The organism is Rhodopseudomonas sp., from assembly GCF_013377015.1.
In the GTDB taxonomy this organism is placed as follows: Bacteria; Pseudomonadota; Alphaproteobacteria; order Rhizobiales; family Xanthobacteraceae; genus JARJEH01.
This window is the reverse complement of sequence record NZ_JACABA010000002.1, coordinates 400503-416944: the sequence shown is the minus strand read 5'-3', so window position 1 is coordinate 416944 and position 16442 is coordinate 400503. Positions and strand designations below refer to the sequence as shown.

Below are 16442 nucleotides of genomic sequence, written 5' to 3'. Positions count from 1 at the left end.
AAGCCTCCTGTTTGATGTCGACTTAATCGCCAAGCGCGCCGCGTGTCACTTGCCGCGGAACCTCGGCTTGCGCCGTTCCAAAAACGCCGCGACGCCTTCCTTGTGGTCCTCGGTCATGCCGGCCAGTGCGAACTGGTCGAGGTCCATGTGGCTGGCCAGATCGTCGAGCGCATGCGCCAGCCGGTTGACGGTGAGCTTGGTCATCGCCACTGAGATCGGCGGCTGCGCCGCGACCTTGGCGGCGAGCGCCATCGCGGTCGCGAACGCCTCCCCGGGCTCGGCGATCTGCTCGACCAGCCCCCATTCGTAGGCCTGCGCGGCGCCGATCCGCTCATCGGCCAGAATGACCGCCTGCTTGGTGCGCGCCGGTCCGATCAGATGCAGCATCCTTGGAACGCTCTGCCAGCTCATGTTCATGCCGAGCCCGATCTCCGGCACCCGCAGATGGGCGTCGCGCGCCATCACCCGGAAATCCAGCGCCACCGCCAGCGCGACACCGCCGCCGACGCAAAATCCCTCGATCGCCCCGATGGTGATCTGCTCCATCTCCTGCCAGGCGCGGGTCAGCCGCGGCCCGAGTTTCAGGTGCCGGCGCAACGCCCCGAGATCCATGGTGGCGCGGGTCCGGCCTTCGGTGTCCTTCAGATCGAAACCGGCGCTGAACGCCTTGGCGCCGCCGGTCAGTACCACCACCGAAGTGTCGCCGTCGTCCTCGAAGCTGCGCGCAGCGTCGGTGAGCTGGCGCAACGCCTCCGGCGACAGCGCGTTGATGCCGTCGCCGCGATCGAACCGCACCACCGCGATGCGACCCTCGGGGCCGAGGCCTTTTTCGGTCTTCACAAAATCCGCCAACGCCCTCGCCTCCCGCTTGTTGATTGGGAGCATCTGTAGGACGAATTCGCCGGCCGCGCCAACCGCGCTATTTGAAAGCTTCGGGAAACCGCACCGTGGTGCCGAGCGTGATCCAGTTGCCACCATTGCCGGTGATGTTGTGGCCGACGATCAGGTCGACCGAAAAGATTTCGTTGGGCCGATAGCGGACCCCGGACTGCACGCGCGGGCGATTGACGCTGGAAAATTCGGTAGCGCCGGCGAGCCCGTAGCCTTCGATGGTGAATTGCAGCGTGTCGGTAAACTTCCAGTCGAAGCCGAGACCGTAGCTCAGATAGTGTTGATCGACGCTGCGGTCCCACAGCCAGCCGGCGTTGATATTGAAGCGCATCACCTCGGACAGCCGATAGGTCGCCGGCACCACCGCGAACACCACGGTGTTGTCGCCGCTCTGCGCGTCGAACGAGCCGCCGGCCTCGAACGAGAAACCGAACTTCCCGATCCCGGTCGGCACCAGCACGGTCTTGGCCTTCGGCGACAATGTGGTGCTCCAGTCGCCATCGCTGCGCGCGCGGTTGGCCTGCAAAGTCAGTTCGACCGGCCTGCCGATATTGACCACACAGGACGGATTGGCGACCGCTGAAAAATCGGTGTTGGTGGCGGTCGAAATCCAGCTCTCCAGCTTGCAGGAGCCGACTTCCGAAATATCGGCGGCATCGACCGCATAGGCGCCATTTGCCGCCCAGGCAGCGCCGGGGAGCAGCAACGCCGCGACCGTCAGGATCGCGCCAATGAGTCCGGGCGCGCGGATCAACTTCGAATTCATGCCGAAACGCTAGCAGAGTCCCGGCTCGACATCCCAACAAAATTGCAGCTATCCTCAACTCATGACCGATCATCACGACCACGACCATTCCGAACTGTCGGAGACCGAGTTGCGGGTCCGCGCATTGGAATCCGTGCTGACCGAAAATGGCTATGTCGACCCCGCCGCGCTCGACCTGTTGATCGAGACCTATGAGACCAAGGTCGGCCCACGCAACGGCGCGGCCGTGGTGGCGAAGGCCTGGGTGGACCCGGCCTATCGCGCCCGACTGTTCACCGACGCCACCGCCGCGATTGCCGAGCTCGGCTACGAGGGACGCCAGGGCGAGCACATCGTCGCGGTCGAGAACACCGAGACGACGCACAACATGGTCGTCTGCACGTTGTGCTCTTGCTATCCATGGCCGGTGCTGGGGCTGCCGCCGGTGTGGTACAAATCAGCGCCATACCGGTCGCGCGCGGTGAAGGAGCCGCGCGGCGTGCTCGCCGATTTCGGCGTGACGCTGCCGGACGACACCGCCATCCGGGTCTGGGATTCCACCGCGGAAATTCGCTATCTGGTGATCCCGATGCGGCCCAAAGGCACCGAAGGCTGGAGCGAACAACAGCTCGCCGACCTCGTCACCCGCGACAGCATGATCGGCACCGGGTTGCCGAACGCGCCGGAGGCCGGCTGATGGACGGCGCGCATGACATGGGCGGCGTCGCAGGTTTCGGTCCGGTGGTGCCTGAGCCGAACGAGCCGTGGTTTCACGCCGAATGGGAGCGCCGCGCCTTCGCGTTGACGCTGGCGATGGCGCGGCCCGGCGGCTGGAACATCGACATGTCGCGCTTCGCCCGCGAAAACCGCCCGCCGCAGGACTATCTGTCGAAGAGCTATTTCGAGATCTGGCTGGCCGGGCTGGAGCGGCTGATGGCCGAGCGCGAACTGGTGACGGCCGACGAGATCGCGGCGGCGCGCCCGCTGCATCCTCGCAAGGCCGTGCCGGTGCTAACCGCGGCTGACGTGACGCCGATGCTGCGCAGGGGGGCGCCGACGGCGCGCGCGGCTAGCCACCCTGCCCGGTTCGCGATCGGCGATCGGGTGCGGACCAAGGATCTTCATCCGCCGACCCACACGCGGCTGCCGCGCTATGTCCGCGGCCATCTTGGTGTGATCGAACTGGTGCATGGCGCGCATGTGTTCGCCGACAGCAACGCCAGTGGCGCCGGCGAAGATCCGCAATGGCTCTACACCGTCGTGTTCGACGGACGGGAATTGTGGGGCGCGGACGGCGATGCATCGGCGACGGTCTCGGTGGATGCCTGGGAACCCTATCTGGAGCGGGCGTGATGGCGCTCGACGCGCAAGCCGCGGCTGAAGCCACGAACGCCCTGCGCGGCTTGCCACGCGACGATGGCGGCCCGGTGTTCCGCGCGCCGTGGGAAGCCCATGCGTTTGCGCTGGCGTTGGCGTTGCATCAACGCGGCGTGTTCAGCTGGAGCGAATGGGCGACGGCGCTAGCGGCCGAGATCAAGCGCGCGCAAGCGGCCGGCGATCCCGACAGCGGCGAGACCTACTACCAGCGCTGGCTGGCGACGCTGGAACGGCTGGTCGCCGACAAGGGCGTCGCTAGTGCCGAGACCCTGCATCGCTATCGCGATGCCTGGAACCATGCCGCCGATCGCACCCCGCACGGCAAGCCGATCGAACTCAAGCCGGAAGATTTTGAAAGATAGCCGCGACCTTAGCCGATCGCTTCAATCGGTCGCGGCAAACGCGTCATAGACCAGTTGCTTGAAGGCCGGGGTGATGCGTCCGCGTTCGTTTTGGGTCTGCTGCATCAGGATGTAAATCATATCCAGTTTCGGATCGACGCCGAAGTAGGTGCCGCTGCCGCCGTCCCATTTCAACTCGCCGATCGAACCCGGCGGCGGCGGTTTGGCCTCGCCCGGATCGGTCCGCACCGCGAAGCCGTAGCCGAACCCGAAGCCGTCGCCCGGAAAATAGAAATAATCTCGTTCGACACCGGAGCCGGGCCCGATATGGTCGGTGGTCATCGCCTTGAACGCAGCTGCGCTCAGGTAACGCTTGCCGTCGAGTTGTCCGCCCTCGAGGATCATCTGCGCAAAGCGCGCGTAGTCGGTGAGCGTCGAGACCAGACCGCCGCCGCCGGACTGCCATTCCGGGTGAGCGCGGCGCAGCGCCTCGGACTGTTTCAAGATGGTGTCGCCCGGCAACGGCTCCGCCATCCGCGCGCGTTCGTCGGTGCTCTCCAGCGTGTATTTGGTGCTGGTCATGCCGAGCGGATCGAAGATGCGCTCGCGCTCGAATTGATACAGCGTCTGGCCGGAGACGATCTCGATGACGCGGCCGAGCACGTCGGTCGAGTGGCCGTAGCGCCACAGCGTCCCTGGCTGCCGCGCTAGCGGCAATTGCGCGATCCGCTCGGCGAATATCCGGTTGTCGAATGGGCCGTCGAAAATGTGCCCGTCTTCGTATGCTTTCTTGATCAGCTCGCCGCCGATATATTCGTAGGTGATGCCCGAGGTGTGCCGCAGCAGATCGTCGATGGTCACCGGCCGGTTCGGCGGCACCAGCTTGAGAACGGGCTTGCCGTTTGCAGCGACAGATTCGATGCCGACCTTGAGGTCGGCGAACGCCGGGATGAATTTCGCCACCGGATCGGCCAGCGCCAGCTTGCCTTTATCGATCAGCATCATCGCCGCGACGCTGGTGATCGGTTTGGTCATCGAATGCAGCGCAAAGATCGTGTCGGGAGTCGTCGCGGCTTTGGTTGCGACGTCGCGAACCCCGAAACATTTCAGATAGACCGGCTTGCCATGCTGCTGGATCAGGACCGTCGCGCCGGGCAATTTCCCGGCAGCGACCTCGTGATTGAAATAGTCGGTGATGCGCTGGAGCTTGCTCGCCGACGGGACGGCGGCGTCGCTGGCCCGGCAGTCCGCAGTCCCCTGGGTCCAGATCGCGAGGACAGCCGCAAACGCCATCCGACCGACCCGCTGCATTGCGACCGAACCGAAGAGGAAATACGCCGACGTCGCCATGACACCCGTTGGTTCAGCCAAGGAATGCGGTGATCCGATCGAGGTGTGGACCGACAACCGAAAGGCTACCACATCACCGGATCGGTATCCATGCGGAGCGGCTCGCTTCCGGGACCAGGGGGTCTCGTTCTTTGTGGGCAGTCGGCCACCGTTGTGGTCCGTTGCAAGACGGCTGGAACGGCGTCAGTATTCTGTTCTTGATCTTGTTCTTGGCCTGCACGAAGCTCCTCGAAGATTACGGAACATAGCCATGACCGAAACCTCCGCCGAAGACATCCAGAAGATCGCCGTCGCATTGGTGAAGACGGCCATCGAAATCGTCTCAGAGGAAGATGGCGGGGCTCGCAATCATTGCAAGATTTGCGATGCCTCGGTGCCCTGGCTGCAGACCGGCGACGAAATCAAGCACAAGCCCGACTGCGCGGTGGTGATCGCTCATCGCGTGTTGGCGAAGCCGCGGCTACACAGCGTCTAGCCGGCCGCGGCGGCATATTGCCGCCAGCCTTTGGCGCGCAACTGGCACGCCGGGCATTGCCCGCAGCCGTAGCCCCAGTCGTGCCGCGCGCCGCGCTCGCCGAGATAGCAGGTGTGCGAGTGCTCGCGGATCAGGTCGACCAGCGCGGTGCCGCCAAGGTCATGCGCCAGCTGCCAGGTCGCGGCCTTGTCGCGCCACATCAGCGGCGTCAGCAATTCGAACTTCCGCGCCATGCCGAGATCGAGCGCGTGGTTGAGCGCCCGGATGGTGTCGTCGCGGCAATCCGGATAGCCCGAATAGTCGGTCTCGCACATTCCCCCGACGATCGCGGAGATGCCGCGCCGATACGCCAGCGCTGCGGCGAAGGTGAGGAAGATCAGATTGCGGCCGGGGACGAAGGTGTTGGGCAAGCCGTCGGCGCCCATCGCGATCGCGACGTCGCGGGTCAGCGCGGTATCGGAGATCACGCAGAGCGTCGGAATCGCCAGCGTATGGCTGTCGCCGAGTTTGGCCGCCCAGGCTGAGTTGATCGCTTTCAAGCGATCGATCAGCCGGGCCCGGCAATCGAGTTCGATGGCGTGGCGCTGGCCGTAATCGAAGCCGAGCATTTCGACGCGCGCAAACTGCGACAAGGCCCAGGCCAGGCAGGTCGCCGAATCCTGTCCGCCGGAAAACAGCACCAGCGCGGTTTGATCGTGAAAAGCCTCAGTCATGCAGCTGGCCATAGCACCGCCGGCGGTTGCCGCAAATGGCCGTGCGGCGAGAGCGCCGTTGCGGTTTTCGCTGGGCCGCCGCCCCGGGTTGCGGCATAGGGGACCGGTACCCGCGTCACAGCCGAGGCAGCATGACCCCTTCCCGCGATATCGCTCGACTGCTCGAGATCATGGCGCAGCTGCGCACCCCCGGCACCGGCTGCCCGTGGGACATCGAGCAGGATTTCGCCTCGATCGCGCCCTACACCATCGAGGAAGCCTTCGAGGTCGCCGAAGCGATTTCCCGCAACGATCTCGACGATCTGCGCGACGAACTCGGCGACCTGTTGCTGCAGGTGGTGTTCCACGCCCGGATCGCCGAAGAGCGCGCGGCGTTTTCGTTCGGCGATGTGGTCGAGGCGATCACCGCCAAGATGATCCGGCGCCACCCCCACGTCTTCCCGGACAGCGAGGGCCGGATCGCGCCGGCCCATGTCGAAGGCGTCTGGGACCGGATCAAGGCCGAGGAAAAGGCCGAGCGCGCCGCGCGCCGGTCGGAGCCGGTACCGGCGCTGGCCGACTCGGTGCTGGCCGGCGTCAAACCCGGGCAGCCGGCGCTGAGCCGGGCGATGGAATTGCAACGCAAGGCGTCCAGCGTCGGGTTCGACTGGAACGATCCGCGCGAGGTGCTGAGCAAGATTCGCGAGGAAGCGGACGAGATCGAGGCCGCGCTCGATCGCGGCGACCACGCCGAAGTCGCCGCCGAGACCGGCGACCTGATGTTCGCGCTGGTCAATCTCGCCCGGCACGTCGGCGCCGATCCGGAAACGGCGCTGCGCGGCACCAACCAGAAATTCGAAAGGCGGTTTAGCTATATCGAACGGCAGCTGGCGTCGCAGGGCCGCGCGCTGGAAGCCGCCTCGTTGCCGGAAATGGACGCGCTATGGAACGAGGCCAAACGCAACGAGGCGGCGGACTGACTCCGCCGCCTCGTTGTCATCGTCAGCGAGATGATTTTCGCCTGCCAAACGGCTTAGCGCAATAAGCTCATCCAGTTTGCGAGATCGACGGTCGGTCCCGCAAAGCGATTTCGGCCCCCTCAGAAGGGAATGTCGTCGTCCATATCGTTGCTGCGGCTGGTGGCCGCGACAGCGCGCCGGGGCGCTGCGGCCGACGGGCTGCCGGAGCCGAAATCGCCGCCGGCGGAATCATCGGGTCCGAAACTGCTGCCGCCACCGCCCTTGCCGTCGAGCATGGTCAGCGTCGAATTGAACCCTTGCAGCACCACCTCGGTGGAATAGCGCTCGATATTGTCCTTGTCGGTCCATTTCCGGGTCTGCAACTGGCCCTCGATGTAAACCTTGGCGCCCTTCTTGAGGTACTGCTCGGCAATCTTGCACAGCCCCTCGCTGAAGATCACGACGCGGTGCCACTCGGTCTTTTCCTTGCGTTCGCCGGTGTTCTTGTCGCGCCAGGTTTCCGAGGTTGCGATCCGCAGATTGGCGATCGGCCGCCCGTCCTGAGTCCGCTTGATTTCCGGATCGGCCCCGAGATTGCCGATCAGAATCACCTTGTTCACACTTCCCGCCATCACCACTCTCCACTGTCGAAATCAGATACCAAATCAGATTCGCATGCCAATCTGCCGGGCGCCCGCTGCGCGCGATGCCGAGATTGACCCGCCGAAACCATCCGGGCGGACGCTATACGTTCTGGCCGGCGCGCGAGGCTATCGTGCCGCGTTATCCACACAGGATCAGATCAATTATGTTCCAGTTTTGTTCACGATCAACACCTAAATCGCGGTACGGACATGTATTTTGCTGGCAACCGCAACCCGTTTTCGCGTCCGGGACGCGGCCAATGTCGCGTAGTCCAATCCGGGCGCCCGCTAATATGCTAAATAAATCATTAAGTTCCCGGCGTTTCACTTCCTCGGCGAGTGTTGCTTTTGGGTGACGGCCTTTTGCGGGAATCGCGGGTATAGTCTGATTACAAATTCGAGGAACGGGCGCTCGCGTTGCCGAGTAACTGCTCCGGAATTCCTGAAGCGGACGGACACTGGAGACACGACGATGAAAAAGTTTTTGCTGGGAACTGTTGGTTTGATTGCATTGGGTGTTGCTGCTCCTGCGGTTGCCGCTGACCTTCCCGCCCGCGCCTACACTAAGGCACCGGCCTATGTCGCCGCGGTCTACGACTGGAGCGGGTTCTATATTGGTGCCAACGGCGGTTGGGGAACGAGCCGCAAGTGCTGGGATTACTCGGGTACGGCCGCTGCGCGCTTGGCAGTGAATGTTAGCGAAGGTTGCCATGATGCCGACGGCGCCGTGGCTGGCGGTCAGATCGGCTATAATTGGCAGATGGGTTCTTGGGTGTTCGGCTTGGAAGCTCAGGGCGATTGGGCCGACTTGAAGGGCACCAATGTCAGCTTGTTCGACGGCCGCTTCACCAACCAGTCGAAGATCGATGGTCTCGGCCTCTTTACCGGTCGGGTCGGTTACGCTTGGAACAACGCGCTGCTCTACGTCAAGGGCGGTGCGGCAGTGGCCCACGACAAGTATGACTATCGGGTGACTGGTGCGGCGGCGGTGACTGGCACCGCGGGCGAAACCCGTTGGGGTGCAGCTGTCGGTACCGGCTTCGAATACGGCTTCACCCCGAACTGGTCGTTCGCGGTTGAATACGATCACATGTTCCTCGGTTCGCGTGACATCACGTTCACCTCGCCGGCGACCACGGTCGATCGTATCAAGCAGGACGTCGATCTCGTCACTGCCCGCATCAACTATCGTTGGGGTGGCCCGGTCGTCGCGAAGTATTGATCTTCGTCTGACCTGAGCGCTCCTTGAGCTACGAGAGGCCGGCTTCGCGCCGGCCTTTTTCGTGTTCGTATTTTTGTTGTCGTTGTCGTCGTCTGCCGATGCCCGCATTGGCAACCGCACGCATCAACTATCGCCGGGGCGGTCCGGTGGTCGCGCGTTACTGACCCCGGTCTGAGCCGACCGATTGCAGGAGGCCGGCTTCGCGCCGGCCTTTTTTGCGCCTGAGCGCGTCAACCCGCGCCTTGGCCAAGAAACCGTTGATGGCCGCCACGCGGGACTGGAAATCACCCGGCGTTCTTCCTATGTTCCAGGTTCAGCCAACTGGCGTCAGCCCCGGTGAATCCGGCGATGCGCGCCCGAATGCGGCGCGCCTCTCGCGTCTGGGAATCCGTCATGGACGAAGTCATCAAGGCGAAGCGTCAGCAGACCTCGTTGCGCGCGATCACGATCCGCGGCGCCCGCGAGCACAATCTCAAGAACGTCGATCTGGAAATCCCGCGCGACAAGCTGGTGGTGTTCACCGGCCTGTCCGGCTCCGGAAAATCCTCGCTCGCGTTCGACACCATCTATGCCGAGGGCCAGCGCCGCTACGTCGAATCGCTGTCGGCCTATGCCAGGCAATTCCTGGAGATGATGCAGAAGCCCGACGTCGACCAGATCGACGGGCTGTCGCCGGCGATCTCGATCGAGCAGAAGACCACCTCGAAGAACCCGCGCTCCACCGTCGGCACCGTCACCGAGATCTACGACTACATGCGACTGCTGTGGGCCCGCGTCGGCGTGCCCTACTCGCCGGCGACCGGCCTGCCGATCGAGAGCCAGACCGTGTCGCAGATGGTCGACCGCGTGCTGGCGCTGCCGGAAGGCACCCGCCTCTATCTGCTGGCCCCGGTGGTGCGCGGCCGCAAGGGCGAGTACCGCAAGGAACTCGCCGACTATCTGAAGAAGGGTTTTCAACGGGTCAAGATCGACGGCGCGTTTCACGAGCTCGCCGAAGCCCCGGTGCTGGACAAGAAATTCCCGCACGACATCGACGTCGTGGTCGACCGCATCGTGGTCCGTCCCGATATCGGCCAGCGCCTCGCCGAAAGCTTCGAGACCGCGCTGAAGCTCGCCGAAGGCCTGGCGGTGATCGAATATGCCGATGCGCCGGCAGCAGCGGCGCCGGTGGCCTCATCCTTCGAGACGCGCCCTGCGGGCGCTCCTCAGGATGAGGGACAGGCGCCGCGATCCAGAGGCAAGCGAGCCGCCGCCCCTCACCCTGAGGAGGCGCGAAGCGCCGTCTCGAAGGGTGAGGCCGTTCACGCCGCAGCCAAGGATGAATCGTCGGCCAGGAAGGTCGCAAAAATCCACGACAAGTCCGGGCCCGAGCGCATCCTGTTCTCGGAGAAATTCGCCTGCCCGGTGTCGGGCTTCACCATTCCGGAAATCGAGCCGCGGCTGTTCTCCTTCAACAACCCCTATGGCGCATGCCCGGCCTGCGGCGGTCTCGGCATCGAACAGCATATCGACGCCGATCTGGTGGTGCCCGACAAGGAGCTGACGCTGCGCAAGGGCGCGATCGCGCCGTGGGCGAAGTCGTCGTCGCCCTATTACATCCAGACCCTGACCGCGCTCGGCAAATTCTACAAATTCACCCTCGATACCAAGTGGAAGGATCTGCCCAAGAAGGTGCAGACCGCGCTGCTGCATGGCTCCGGCGACGACGAGATCAAGTTCTCCTATGAGGACGGCGTCCGCTCCTACGACACCAAGAAGCCGTTCGAGGGCGTCGTCACCAATATCGAGCGCCGCTTCCGCGAGACCGAAAGCGAATGGGCACGCGAGGAGCTCGGCAAATACTTCTCCGACGTCCCCTGCGCGGCCTGCTCCGGCTTCCGGCTGAAGCCGGAGGCGCTGTGCGTGAAAATCGGCGGCAAGCATATCGGCGAAGTCTCCGAATTGTCGGTGCGCCGCGCCGGCGAATGGTTCGAGCAGGTGCCGAAGGCGCTCAACAAGCAGCAGAACGAGATCGCCGTCCGCATCCTCAAAGAGATCCGCGACCGGCTGTCCTTCCTGCTCGACGTCGGCCTCAACTACCTGACCCTGGCGCGCGCCGCCGGCACGCTGTCGGGCGGCGAGAGCCAGCGGATTCGCCTCGCCTCGCAGATCGGCAGCGGCCTCACCGGCGTGCTCTATGTGCTGGACGAACCCTCGATCGGCCTGCACCAGCGCGACAATGCCCGGCTGCTCGACACGCTGCGGCGGCTGCGCGATCTTGGCAACACCGTGATCGTGGTCGAGCATGACGAGGACGCGGTGCTGGCCGCCGACTACGTCGTCGATGTCGGCCCCGGCGCCGGCACCCATGGCGGCCATATCGTGGCGCAAGGCACGCCGCGCGAGGTGATGGCGAATCCGAAATCGCTGACCGGCAAATATCTCACCGGCGAATTGTCGGTGCCGGTGCCGGAGCGGCGGCCGCCGAACCATCGCCGCACCATCAAGGTGATCAACGCCCGCGGCAACAATCTGAAGAACGTCTCGGCGGAAATCCCGCTCGGCCTGTTCACCTGCGTCACCGGCGTCTCCGGCGGCGGCAAGTCGACGCTGCTGATCGATACGCTTTACAAGGCGATCGCCCGCAAGCTCAACAATGCCAGCGAAGGCGCCGCGCCGCACGACCGCATCGAGGGGCTGGAGCATATCGACAAGATCATCGACATCGACCAGTCGCCGATCGGCCGCACCCCGCGCAGTAACCCCGCGACCTATACGGGCGCTTTCACCCCGATCCGCGAATGGTTCGCCGGCCTGCCGGAATCGAAAGCGCGCGGCTACGAGCCCGGCCGCTTCTCCTTCAACGTCAAGGGCGGCCGCTGCGAGGCCTGCCAGGGCGACGGCGTCATCAAGATCGAGATGCACTTTCTGCCCGACGTCTACGTCACCTGCGACACCTGCAAGGGCAAACGCTACAACCGCGAGACGCTGGAAGTGCTGTTCAAAGGCAAGTCGATCGCCGACGTGCTCGACATGACGGTGGAAGAAGCCGCCGACTTCTTCAAGGCGGTGCCGCGCGTCCGCGAAACCTTCAAGACCCTGCACCGCGTCGGCCTTGACTACATCCATGTCGGCCAGCAGGCGACGACTCTCTCAGGCGGCGAAGCCCAGCGCGTCAAGCTCGCCAAGGAGCTGAGCAAGCGCGCCACCGGCCGCACGCTCTACATCCTCGACGAGCCGACCACCGGCCTGCACTTCCACGACGTCGCCAAGCTCTTGGAGGTGCTGCATGAGCTGGTGGCGCAGGGCAACACCGTGGTGGTGATCGAGCACAATCTCGAAGTCATCAAGACGGCAGACTGGGTGATCGACCTCGGCCCCGAAGGCGGCGACGGCGGCGGCGAAATCGTCGCCTGGGGCCCCCCGGAAGACATCGTCAAGGCGCCGCGCAGCTACACGGGCAAGTTTCTGGCGCCGGTGCTGGCGAAGGCGGCGGGCGCGGGGCGGAAGAAGCGGAAGGCGGATGAGGCGGCGGAGTGAGGACTCGTGAGCGAGACGCTTCGCAGTGTGCAATCTCTCGTGTCAGCGGGCGACTATATCGTCTCCCGGCACGGCTTCCGCGAACTCGCGAATGATGGTATTTCTGCGGAGGAAGTGATTGCCGGCGTCATGGCGGCGGTTCTGGTTGAGGACTATCCCGATAGCCGCAAAGAACCGTCCGTCCTGACTCTGCAGTCCGATCGCGATGGTCCTGTTCATGTGATGTGGGGTATACCCAAGGCCAACGGCCGTCCGGCCATTCTGGTGACGGCGTATCGACCCGATCCGCGACGATGGTCCGCGGACTTCATGCAGCGGAGGCCGCGATGACACGTGTGTCGAAAGAATTCATCCATGAAGGTCGATACTGCGCCGAAATCCAGGTCGAATTGATCGAGGATGACACCGCATGGTCGCCCTATTTGTCGCCGGTGGACGTCCATAAGCTCGAAGCCGCCCGCGCCGCGCTGCGTCGTGGCGACCTGGCGGAAGCGGCAAAATACGGACGCGTGTTCGAACTGACCCCGGTCGCCGCGGAGTGATGTGCGTATCATGAACCCGGTCGAGATTGAATGGAAGTCATCAAGACCGCCGACCGGGTGATCGACCTCGGCCCCGAAGGCGGCGACGGGCGGCGGCGAAATCGTCGCCTGGGGCCCCCCGGAAGACATCGTCAAGGCGCCGAGGAGCTACACGGGCAAATTCCTGGCGCCGGTGCTGGCGAAGGCCGCGGGTGCAGCGAAGAAGAAGCGGAAGGCGGACGAGGCGGCGGAGTGAGATTTAACTTTGGGGCAACTTATGGCATTTCCATCCTTTCACACTTTTTTTGTTCCCGTTGTTCACGCTCTGCGTTCGCGAGGTGGTTCCGCAACCATCGACGAATTGGAGGAAGCCGTCGCGATTGAGAGCGGTCTCTCTGATGAAGAGCGCGCGCAGCCGCACGGTGACGGACCCCGTACCGAATTTAGCTATCGACTTGCATGGGCGCGCACTTACCTCAAGAAGGGCGGCGCATTGGACAATTCGGAGCGTGGTGTGTGGCACCTTACGCCTGCTGGGTACGAAATGTCCGATGAGCAAATTAATGAGATAAAGTATCAGGTTCAGCAGCAGAATCGGCAGGCTCGAATTGCTGCTATTGTTGATACGGAGCCGGATGACGAACAAGACGAAGAAGGTATCGCAGAGGTCGATCTTTCGTGGAAGGAGCGATTGCTCGAAATACTGTTGAGAATCGAACCAAGTACCTTTGAGCGACTTTGCCAACGAGTTTTGCGGGAGTCTGGCTTTGTTAAAGTTGAAGTAACAGGGAGAAGTGGCGACGGCGGTATCGACGGGACGGGCGTTCTCAGACTTAATCTGCTCTCCTTCCAGGTGCTCTTCCAGTCAAAACGTTATCGGGGTTCGGTCGGTTCGTCTACTGTGCGCGATTTTCGAGGAGCGATGGTGGGACGTGCTGACAAAGGCCTAATCATAACAACAGGAACATTCACTGCTGACGCCCGGAAGGAAGCTACTCGTGATGGCGCGCCAGCGATCGATCTTGTCGACGGAGACGCGTTGTGCGATCTGCTTAAATCGTTGCGGATAGGCGTCAGGATAGAGGTTATTGAATCTATTATCGTTGATCCGGATTCTTTCGCTTCGCTTTAGAGCGTAGGGCGGAATAGGGAAGCATATTCCGCCGATAGAGCTGCGTTCATCCTGCATTGCTCAACAGGCGCGCCCGCAACCGCCCTTCCTCGATCACCAAATAGCGACCAAACAAACCTTCGCCAAAGTGTGCGATCGCTGCTGCAAGTCGCGTTGCCTTCAATGACGGCTTCGCTGAATCGATTCGTATCAGCACGACGCCCGGAACCGAACGACCTTGCCGAACGACCAGATCGCCGAAATCCTTGTCCTCGGTCAGCAGCAGTCGTCGCTCGTGCAAAGCCAATCCAATCACTTCGGCATCGCTCAAACCCGCCGCCATTTCAGCAATGTAAAGTACGTCATGGCCATCCGCACGCAGCGCCATCACCAGCGATGCGGAGACGCACTCATCTCCGAGCCAGCGCATGCTCAGCCGTAGATCACGTCTTCGTCGGCGAGATAGTCGGCGGCAAAGGCTTGCGCCGCCAAAATATCGTCTTGGGTCAGCCGCGGGTGGTCAGCGAGGATATCCGCGGCTGACAGACCCGCGCCGAGCTTGCGCAGGATCAATTCGACCGGAACGCGCGTGCCCCGCACGACCGGCTTGCCGCCCATGATCTCCGGATTGATCTCGATGCGTTCGTGCGGCATGGCGGCCTTTTGAAGGCGACGTTGAAGCTGCAACGTTGATAGCATGTTTTTCGGGGCCTTGCCACGCTCGCGGCGCTGAGCCAGCACCGGCTACGCGACTGGCGTGCGATGCCCCTTACCTTAGCCCCGTGCCGTGACACCGCTGGCACTTCACCACCTTGTCGCCCTTCTTCAACAGGCCCTTGCCTTCGCAATTCTTGCACTTCTGCTTCTTCTTGACGTTGGGGCCTTTTTCGTTGGCCATGGCGGCCTCCTGTCGCTGAATCGGGTGCGTCGGCGGCGTTGGCGCGACGCGGTCAGATGTCATACCATCAATCGGCCGCTGCCGCGCCAACGCTCGATCCGGATCGCCAGGGTCCGGCTCGCGCGTCTGCTGAATTGAGGTCTGTTATGCTCACCCGCCGAAGCTTTGCCGTCACCGGCGCCGCCACGATCCTTGCGGCCACCGCTCTCGCCCTGCCCGCTGTCGCCGCGCCAGCCGCCAACGATCCGGTCGCCATCGTCACCGCGCTCTACGACAAGGCGATCAAGGACGACAATCGCGGCGGCGACTTCGCCAACGTGCCGGCGGCGCGCGCGAAAGTTCTGTCGAAATCCTTCGCCGCGCTGTGGCTGCAGGCCGAGGCGCGCACCCCGAAGGGCGATGCCGGGCCGATCGACTTCGACCCGGTGAGCAATTCGCAGGACCCCGGCATCAAGTCGGTCTCGGTCAAGGTCGAGAGCAAGGACAGCGGCACGGCGACGCTCGCGGTCACGCTGATCGAAGGAGCCAAGCGCAACAACCCGGCCGATGCGATCGTGCGCTACGACTTCGTCCGCGACGGCGGGCACTGGCGGATCGATGACATCCGCGGCAGCGTCGAGGGCAAGCCGTGGTCGATTCGGGACATCCTCAGGGCCGCGCTGAAGAGCTGACCCCCGCGCGCTACGGCTTGGCGCCGAGCCGGCGCAGGCTGGCGCGCGCGATCTCGAGGTCCGGGCGCAGCGCCAGCGCCTTGCGGAAATCGGCGATCGCGCCCTTACGGTCGCCGAGCCGCAATTTGGCCTGGCCGCGATTGTTCCAGGAATCGACGTCGGCCGGATCGAATTGCAGCGCCTTGTCGTAGTCGGCGAGCCCGCCCTTGGCGTCGCCCTGGAACAGCCGGATCAAGCCGCGATTGCGCCAGCCGCGGGCGTCCTCGGGCGCCAGCCGGATCACTTCGGCGTAGTCGGCGGCGGCGCGGTCGAGCTGCTCGGAATCGCGATAGGCGTTGCCGCGGTTGATATAGGCGAGCAGGCTCGGCCGCAGCCCGATCTGTGCGGTGTAGTCGGCGATGGCGCGGGCGTTGTCGTGGCGGCGATAATACAGAAAACCGCGATTGCCATAGGCGATCGCCAGCTGCGGATCGAGCTCGATCGCCTTGTCGAAATCGGCCAGCGCCCGCTCGGTCTCGCCCTTGCCGACATAGGCGTCCCCGCGGTTGTTGTAGGCGAGCGCGAAGTCGGGATTGATCCGGATCGCCTGGTCATAGTCGGCGATGGCGCGGTCGAGGTCGCGCTTGAAGGCATGGACCCGGCCGCGATTGCTGTAGGCGCAGGCGTAGTCGGGATCGATCCGGACCGCCTCGTCGAGATCGGCCAGCGCGCGATCGAGCTCGCGCTGTTCGGTCAGGCCGTGGCCGCGGTTGCAATAGGCCGCGGCGAGCCGGTTACCGGTCTCGGTCTTGGTCTTGATCACCGTGGTGCAGGCCGACACCCGTTGCGGCGGCGGCGTCGCGGTGCCGACGCAGCTTTGCCACGCCGGGCTGTCCTCCGCCGCGGCCGCGCACGGCATCGCCAGCAGCGCCATCGCCACCATGATCGACGCAGTCAGGCACGGCATCAGGCTGGGCAATGGTCGCATGGTTTCGAACCCCGATTCTCCTTGCTTTGTCACCCGTTGACGCTGCCGGGTTCATTCGC

20 protein-coding genes are annotated in these 16442 nt (G+C 63.9%); 11 read left to right on the top strand and 9 right to left on the bottom strand.

Translation table 11 applies throughout. The features are described from left to right. Positions 1 to 45: 45 nt before the first annotated feature. Both HXX15_RS10285 and HXX15_RS10280 read right to left on the bottom strand, forming a co-directional pair. Complete coding sequence (locus HXX15_RS10285; protein ID WP_296515724.1) at positions 46 to 852, bottom strand: enoyl-CoA hydratase/isomerase family protein; 807 nt, start codon at positions 850 to 852, stop codon at positions 46 to 48. Positions 853 to 919: 67 nt separating this feature from the next. Beyond that, a complete protein-coding gene (locus tag HXX15_RS10280) occupies positions 920 to 1657 on the bottom strand; it encodes a hypothetical protein (protein ID WP_296515722.1) in 738 nt (245 codons plus the stop codon). Between the two features lie 61 nt (positions 1658 to 1718). Between HXX15_RS10280 and nthA the strand changes: the two genes are divergently transcribed. Genes nthA through HXX15_RS10265 form a run of 3 tightly spaced genes read left to right on the top strand, consistent with a single transcriptional unit; the run spans position 1719 to position 3375 of the window. Then, positions 1719 to 2333, top strand: coding sequence for a nitrile hydratase subunit alpha (nthA, locus tag HXX15_RS10275; protein WP_296515719.1), 615 nt, complete (start codon positions 1719 to 1721; stop codon positions 2331 to 2333). Further along, complete coding sequence (nthB, locus tag HXX15_RS10270) at positions 2333 to 2989, top strand: nitrile hydratase subunit beta (protein ID WP_296515717.1); 657 nt, start codon at positions 2333 to 2335, stop codon at positions 2987 to 2989. The genes nthA and nthB overlap by 1 nt, the downstream gene beginning before the upstream one ends. Beyond that, on the top strand, positions 2989 to 3375 hold the full coding sequence (locus HXX15_RS10265; protein ID WP_296515714.1) for a nitrile hydratase accessory protein: 387 nt from the start codon (positions 2989 to 2991) through the stop codon (positions 3373 to 3375). Before nthB ends, HXX15_RS10265 begins: the two co-directional genes overlap by 1 nt. Positions 3376 to 3396: 21 nt before the next feature. Here the strand turns inward: HXX15_RS10265 and HXX15_RS10260 are convergent, their stop codons facing one another. Then, positions 3397 to 4665 (bottom strand): serine hydrolase, encoded by a 1269-nt coding sequence (locus HXX15_RS10260; protein WP_296515712.1) that lies wholly within the window; start codon positions 4663 to 4665, stop codon positions 3397 to 3399. Positions 4666 to 4954: 289 nt separating this feature from the next. Between HXX15_RS10260 and HXX15_RS10255 the strand changes: the two genes are divergently transcribed. Next, entirely contained in the window at positions 4955 to 5179 is a 225-nt protein-coding gene (locus HXX15_RS10255; protein WP_296515709.1) for a DUF3222 family protein, read from the top strand. On the opposite strand, the gene queC is transcribed toward HXX15_RS10255, so the two are convergent. Then, positions 5176 to 5892, bottom strand: a complete 717-nt coding sequence (queC, locus tag HXX15_RS10250; protein WP_296515706.1) for a 7-cyano-7-deazaguanine synthase QueC — start codon at positions 5890 to 5892, stop codon at positions 5176 to 5178. The genes HXX15_RS10255 and queC overlap by 4 nt on opposite strands. Before the next feature lie 131 nt (positions 5893 to 6023). On the opposite strand from queC, the gene mazG reads away from it, so the two are divergent. Further along, positions 6024 to 6851 carry a nucleoside triphosphate pyrophosphohydrolase gene (gene mazG / locus HXX15_RS10245; protein WP_296515704.1) on the top strand — a complete coding sequence of 276 codons (828 nt, stop codon included), beginning with the start codon at positions 6024 to 6026 and terminating at the stop codon, positions 6849 to 6851. Positions 6852 to 6970: 119 nt separating this feature from the next. On the opposite strand, the gene HXX15_RS10240 is transcribed toward mazG, so the two are convergent. Next, the gene (locus HXX15_RS10240; RefSeq protein WP_296515700.1) at positions 6971 to 7462 is read right to left on the bottom strand and encodes a single-stranded DNA-binding protein; all 492 of its coding nucleotides are present in this window, start codon (positions 7460 to 7462) and stop codon (positions 6971 to 6973) included. Between the two features lie 484 nt (positions 7463 to 7946). Between HXX15_RS10240 and HXX15_RS10235 the strand changes: the two genes are divergently transcribed. From HXX15_RS10235 to HXX15_RS10215, 5 genes are all read left to right on the top strand, one after another. Continuing rightward, a complete protein-coding gene (locus tag HXX15_RS10235; protein WP_296515697.1) occupies positions 7947 to 8696 on the top strand; it encodes an outer membrane beta-barrel protein in 750 nt (249 codons plus the stop codon). Between the two features lie 393 nt (positions 8697 to 9089). Next, complete coding sequence (gene uvrA, locus HXX15_RS10230; protein ID WP_296515694.1) at positions 9090 to 12215, top strand: excinuclease ABC subunit UvrA; 3126 nt, start codon at positions 9090 to 9092, stop codon at positions 12213 to 12215. 6 nt (positions 12216 to 12221) lie between these two features. Then, positions 12222 to 12545 carry a DUF4258 domain-containing protein gene (locus HXX15_RS10225; RefSeq protein WP_296515691.1) on the top strand — a complete coding sequence of 108 codons (324 nt, stop codon included), beginning with the start codon at positions 12222 to 12224 and terminating at the stop codon, positions 12543 to 12545. Then, positions 12542 to 12757 carry a hypothetical protein gene (locus HXX15_RS10220; protein ID WP_296515689.1) on the top strand — a complete coding sequence of 72 codons (216 nt, stop codon included), beginning with the start codon at positions 12542 to 12544 and terminating at the stop codon, positions 12755 to 12757. Before HXX15_RS10225 ends, HXX15_RS10220 begins: the two co-directional genes overlap by 4 nt. A gap of 256 nt (positions 12758 to 13013) precedes the next feature. Then, positions 13014 to 13868 (top strand): restriction endonuclease, encoded by an 855-nt coding sequence (locus HXX15_RS10215; RefSeq protein WP_296515686.1) that lies wholly within the window; start codon positions 13014 to 13016, stop codon positions 13866 to 13868. 46 nt (positions 13869 to 13914) lie between these two features. On the opposite strand, the gene HXX15_RS10210 is transcribed toward HXX15_RS10215, so the two are convergent. The 3 genes from HXX15_RS10210 to HXX15_RS10200 are packed head-to-tail and all read right to left on the bottom strand — an operon-like array spanning position 13915 to position 14745. Next, entirely contained in the window at positions 13915 to 14277 is a 363-nt protein-coding gene (locus HXX15_RS10210) for a DUF5615 family PIN-like protein (protein WP_296515683.1), read from the bottom strand. A 2-nt stretch (positions 14278 to 14279) separates the two neighbouring features. Then, on the bottom strand, positions 14280 to 14588 hold the full coding sequence (locus HXX15_RS10205; RefSeq protein ID WP_296515681.1) for a DUF433 domain-containing protein: 309 nt from the start codon (positions 14586 to 14588) through the stop codon (positions 14280 to 14282). Positions 14589 to 14616: 28 nt separating this feature from the next. Next, positions 14617 to 14745, bottom strand: a complete 129-nt coding sequence (locus tag HXX15_RS10200) for a hypothetical protein (protein WP_296515678.1) — start codon at positions 14743 to 14745, stop codon at positions 14617 to 14619. A 146-nt stretch (positions 14746 to 14891) separates the two neighbouring features. Here HXX15_RS10200 and HXX15_RS10195 point away from each other — a divergent pair, with 146 nt between their 5' ends. Further along, complete coding sequence (locus tag HXX15_RS10195) at positions 14892 to 15416, top strand: DUF3828 domain-containing protein (protein WP_296515675.1); 525 nt, start codon at positions 14892 to 14894, stop codon at positions 15414 to 15416. A gap of 10 nt (positions 15417 to 15426) precedes the next feature. Here HXX15_RS10195 and HXX15_RS10190 read toward each other — a convergent pair whose 3' ends face one another. Beyond that, positions 15427 to 16383, bottom strand: coding sequence for a tetratricopeptide repeat protein (locus HXX15_RS10190; protein ID WP_296515672.1), 957 nt, complete (start codon positions 16381 to 16383; stop codon positions 15427 to 15429). Between the last annotated feature and the right edge of the window lie 59 nt (positions 16384 to 16442).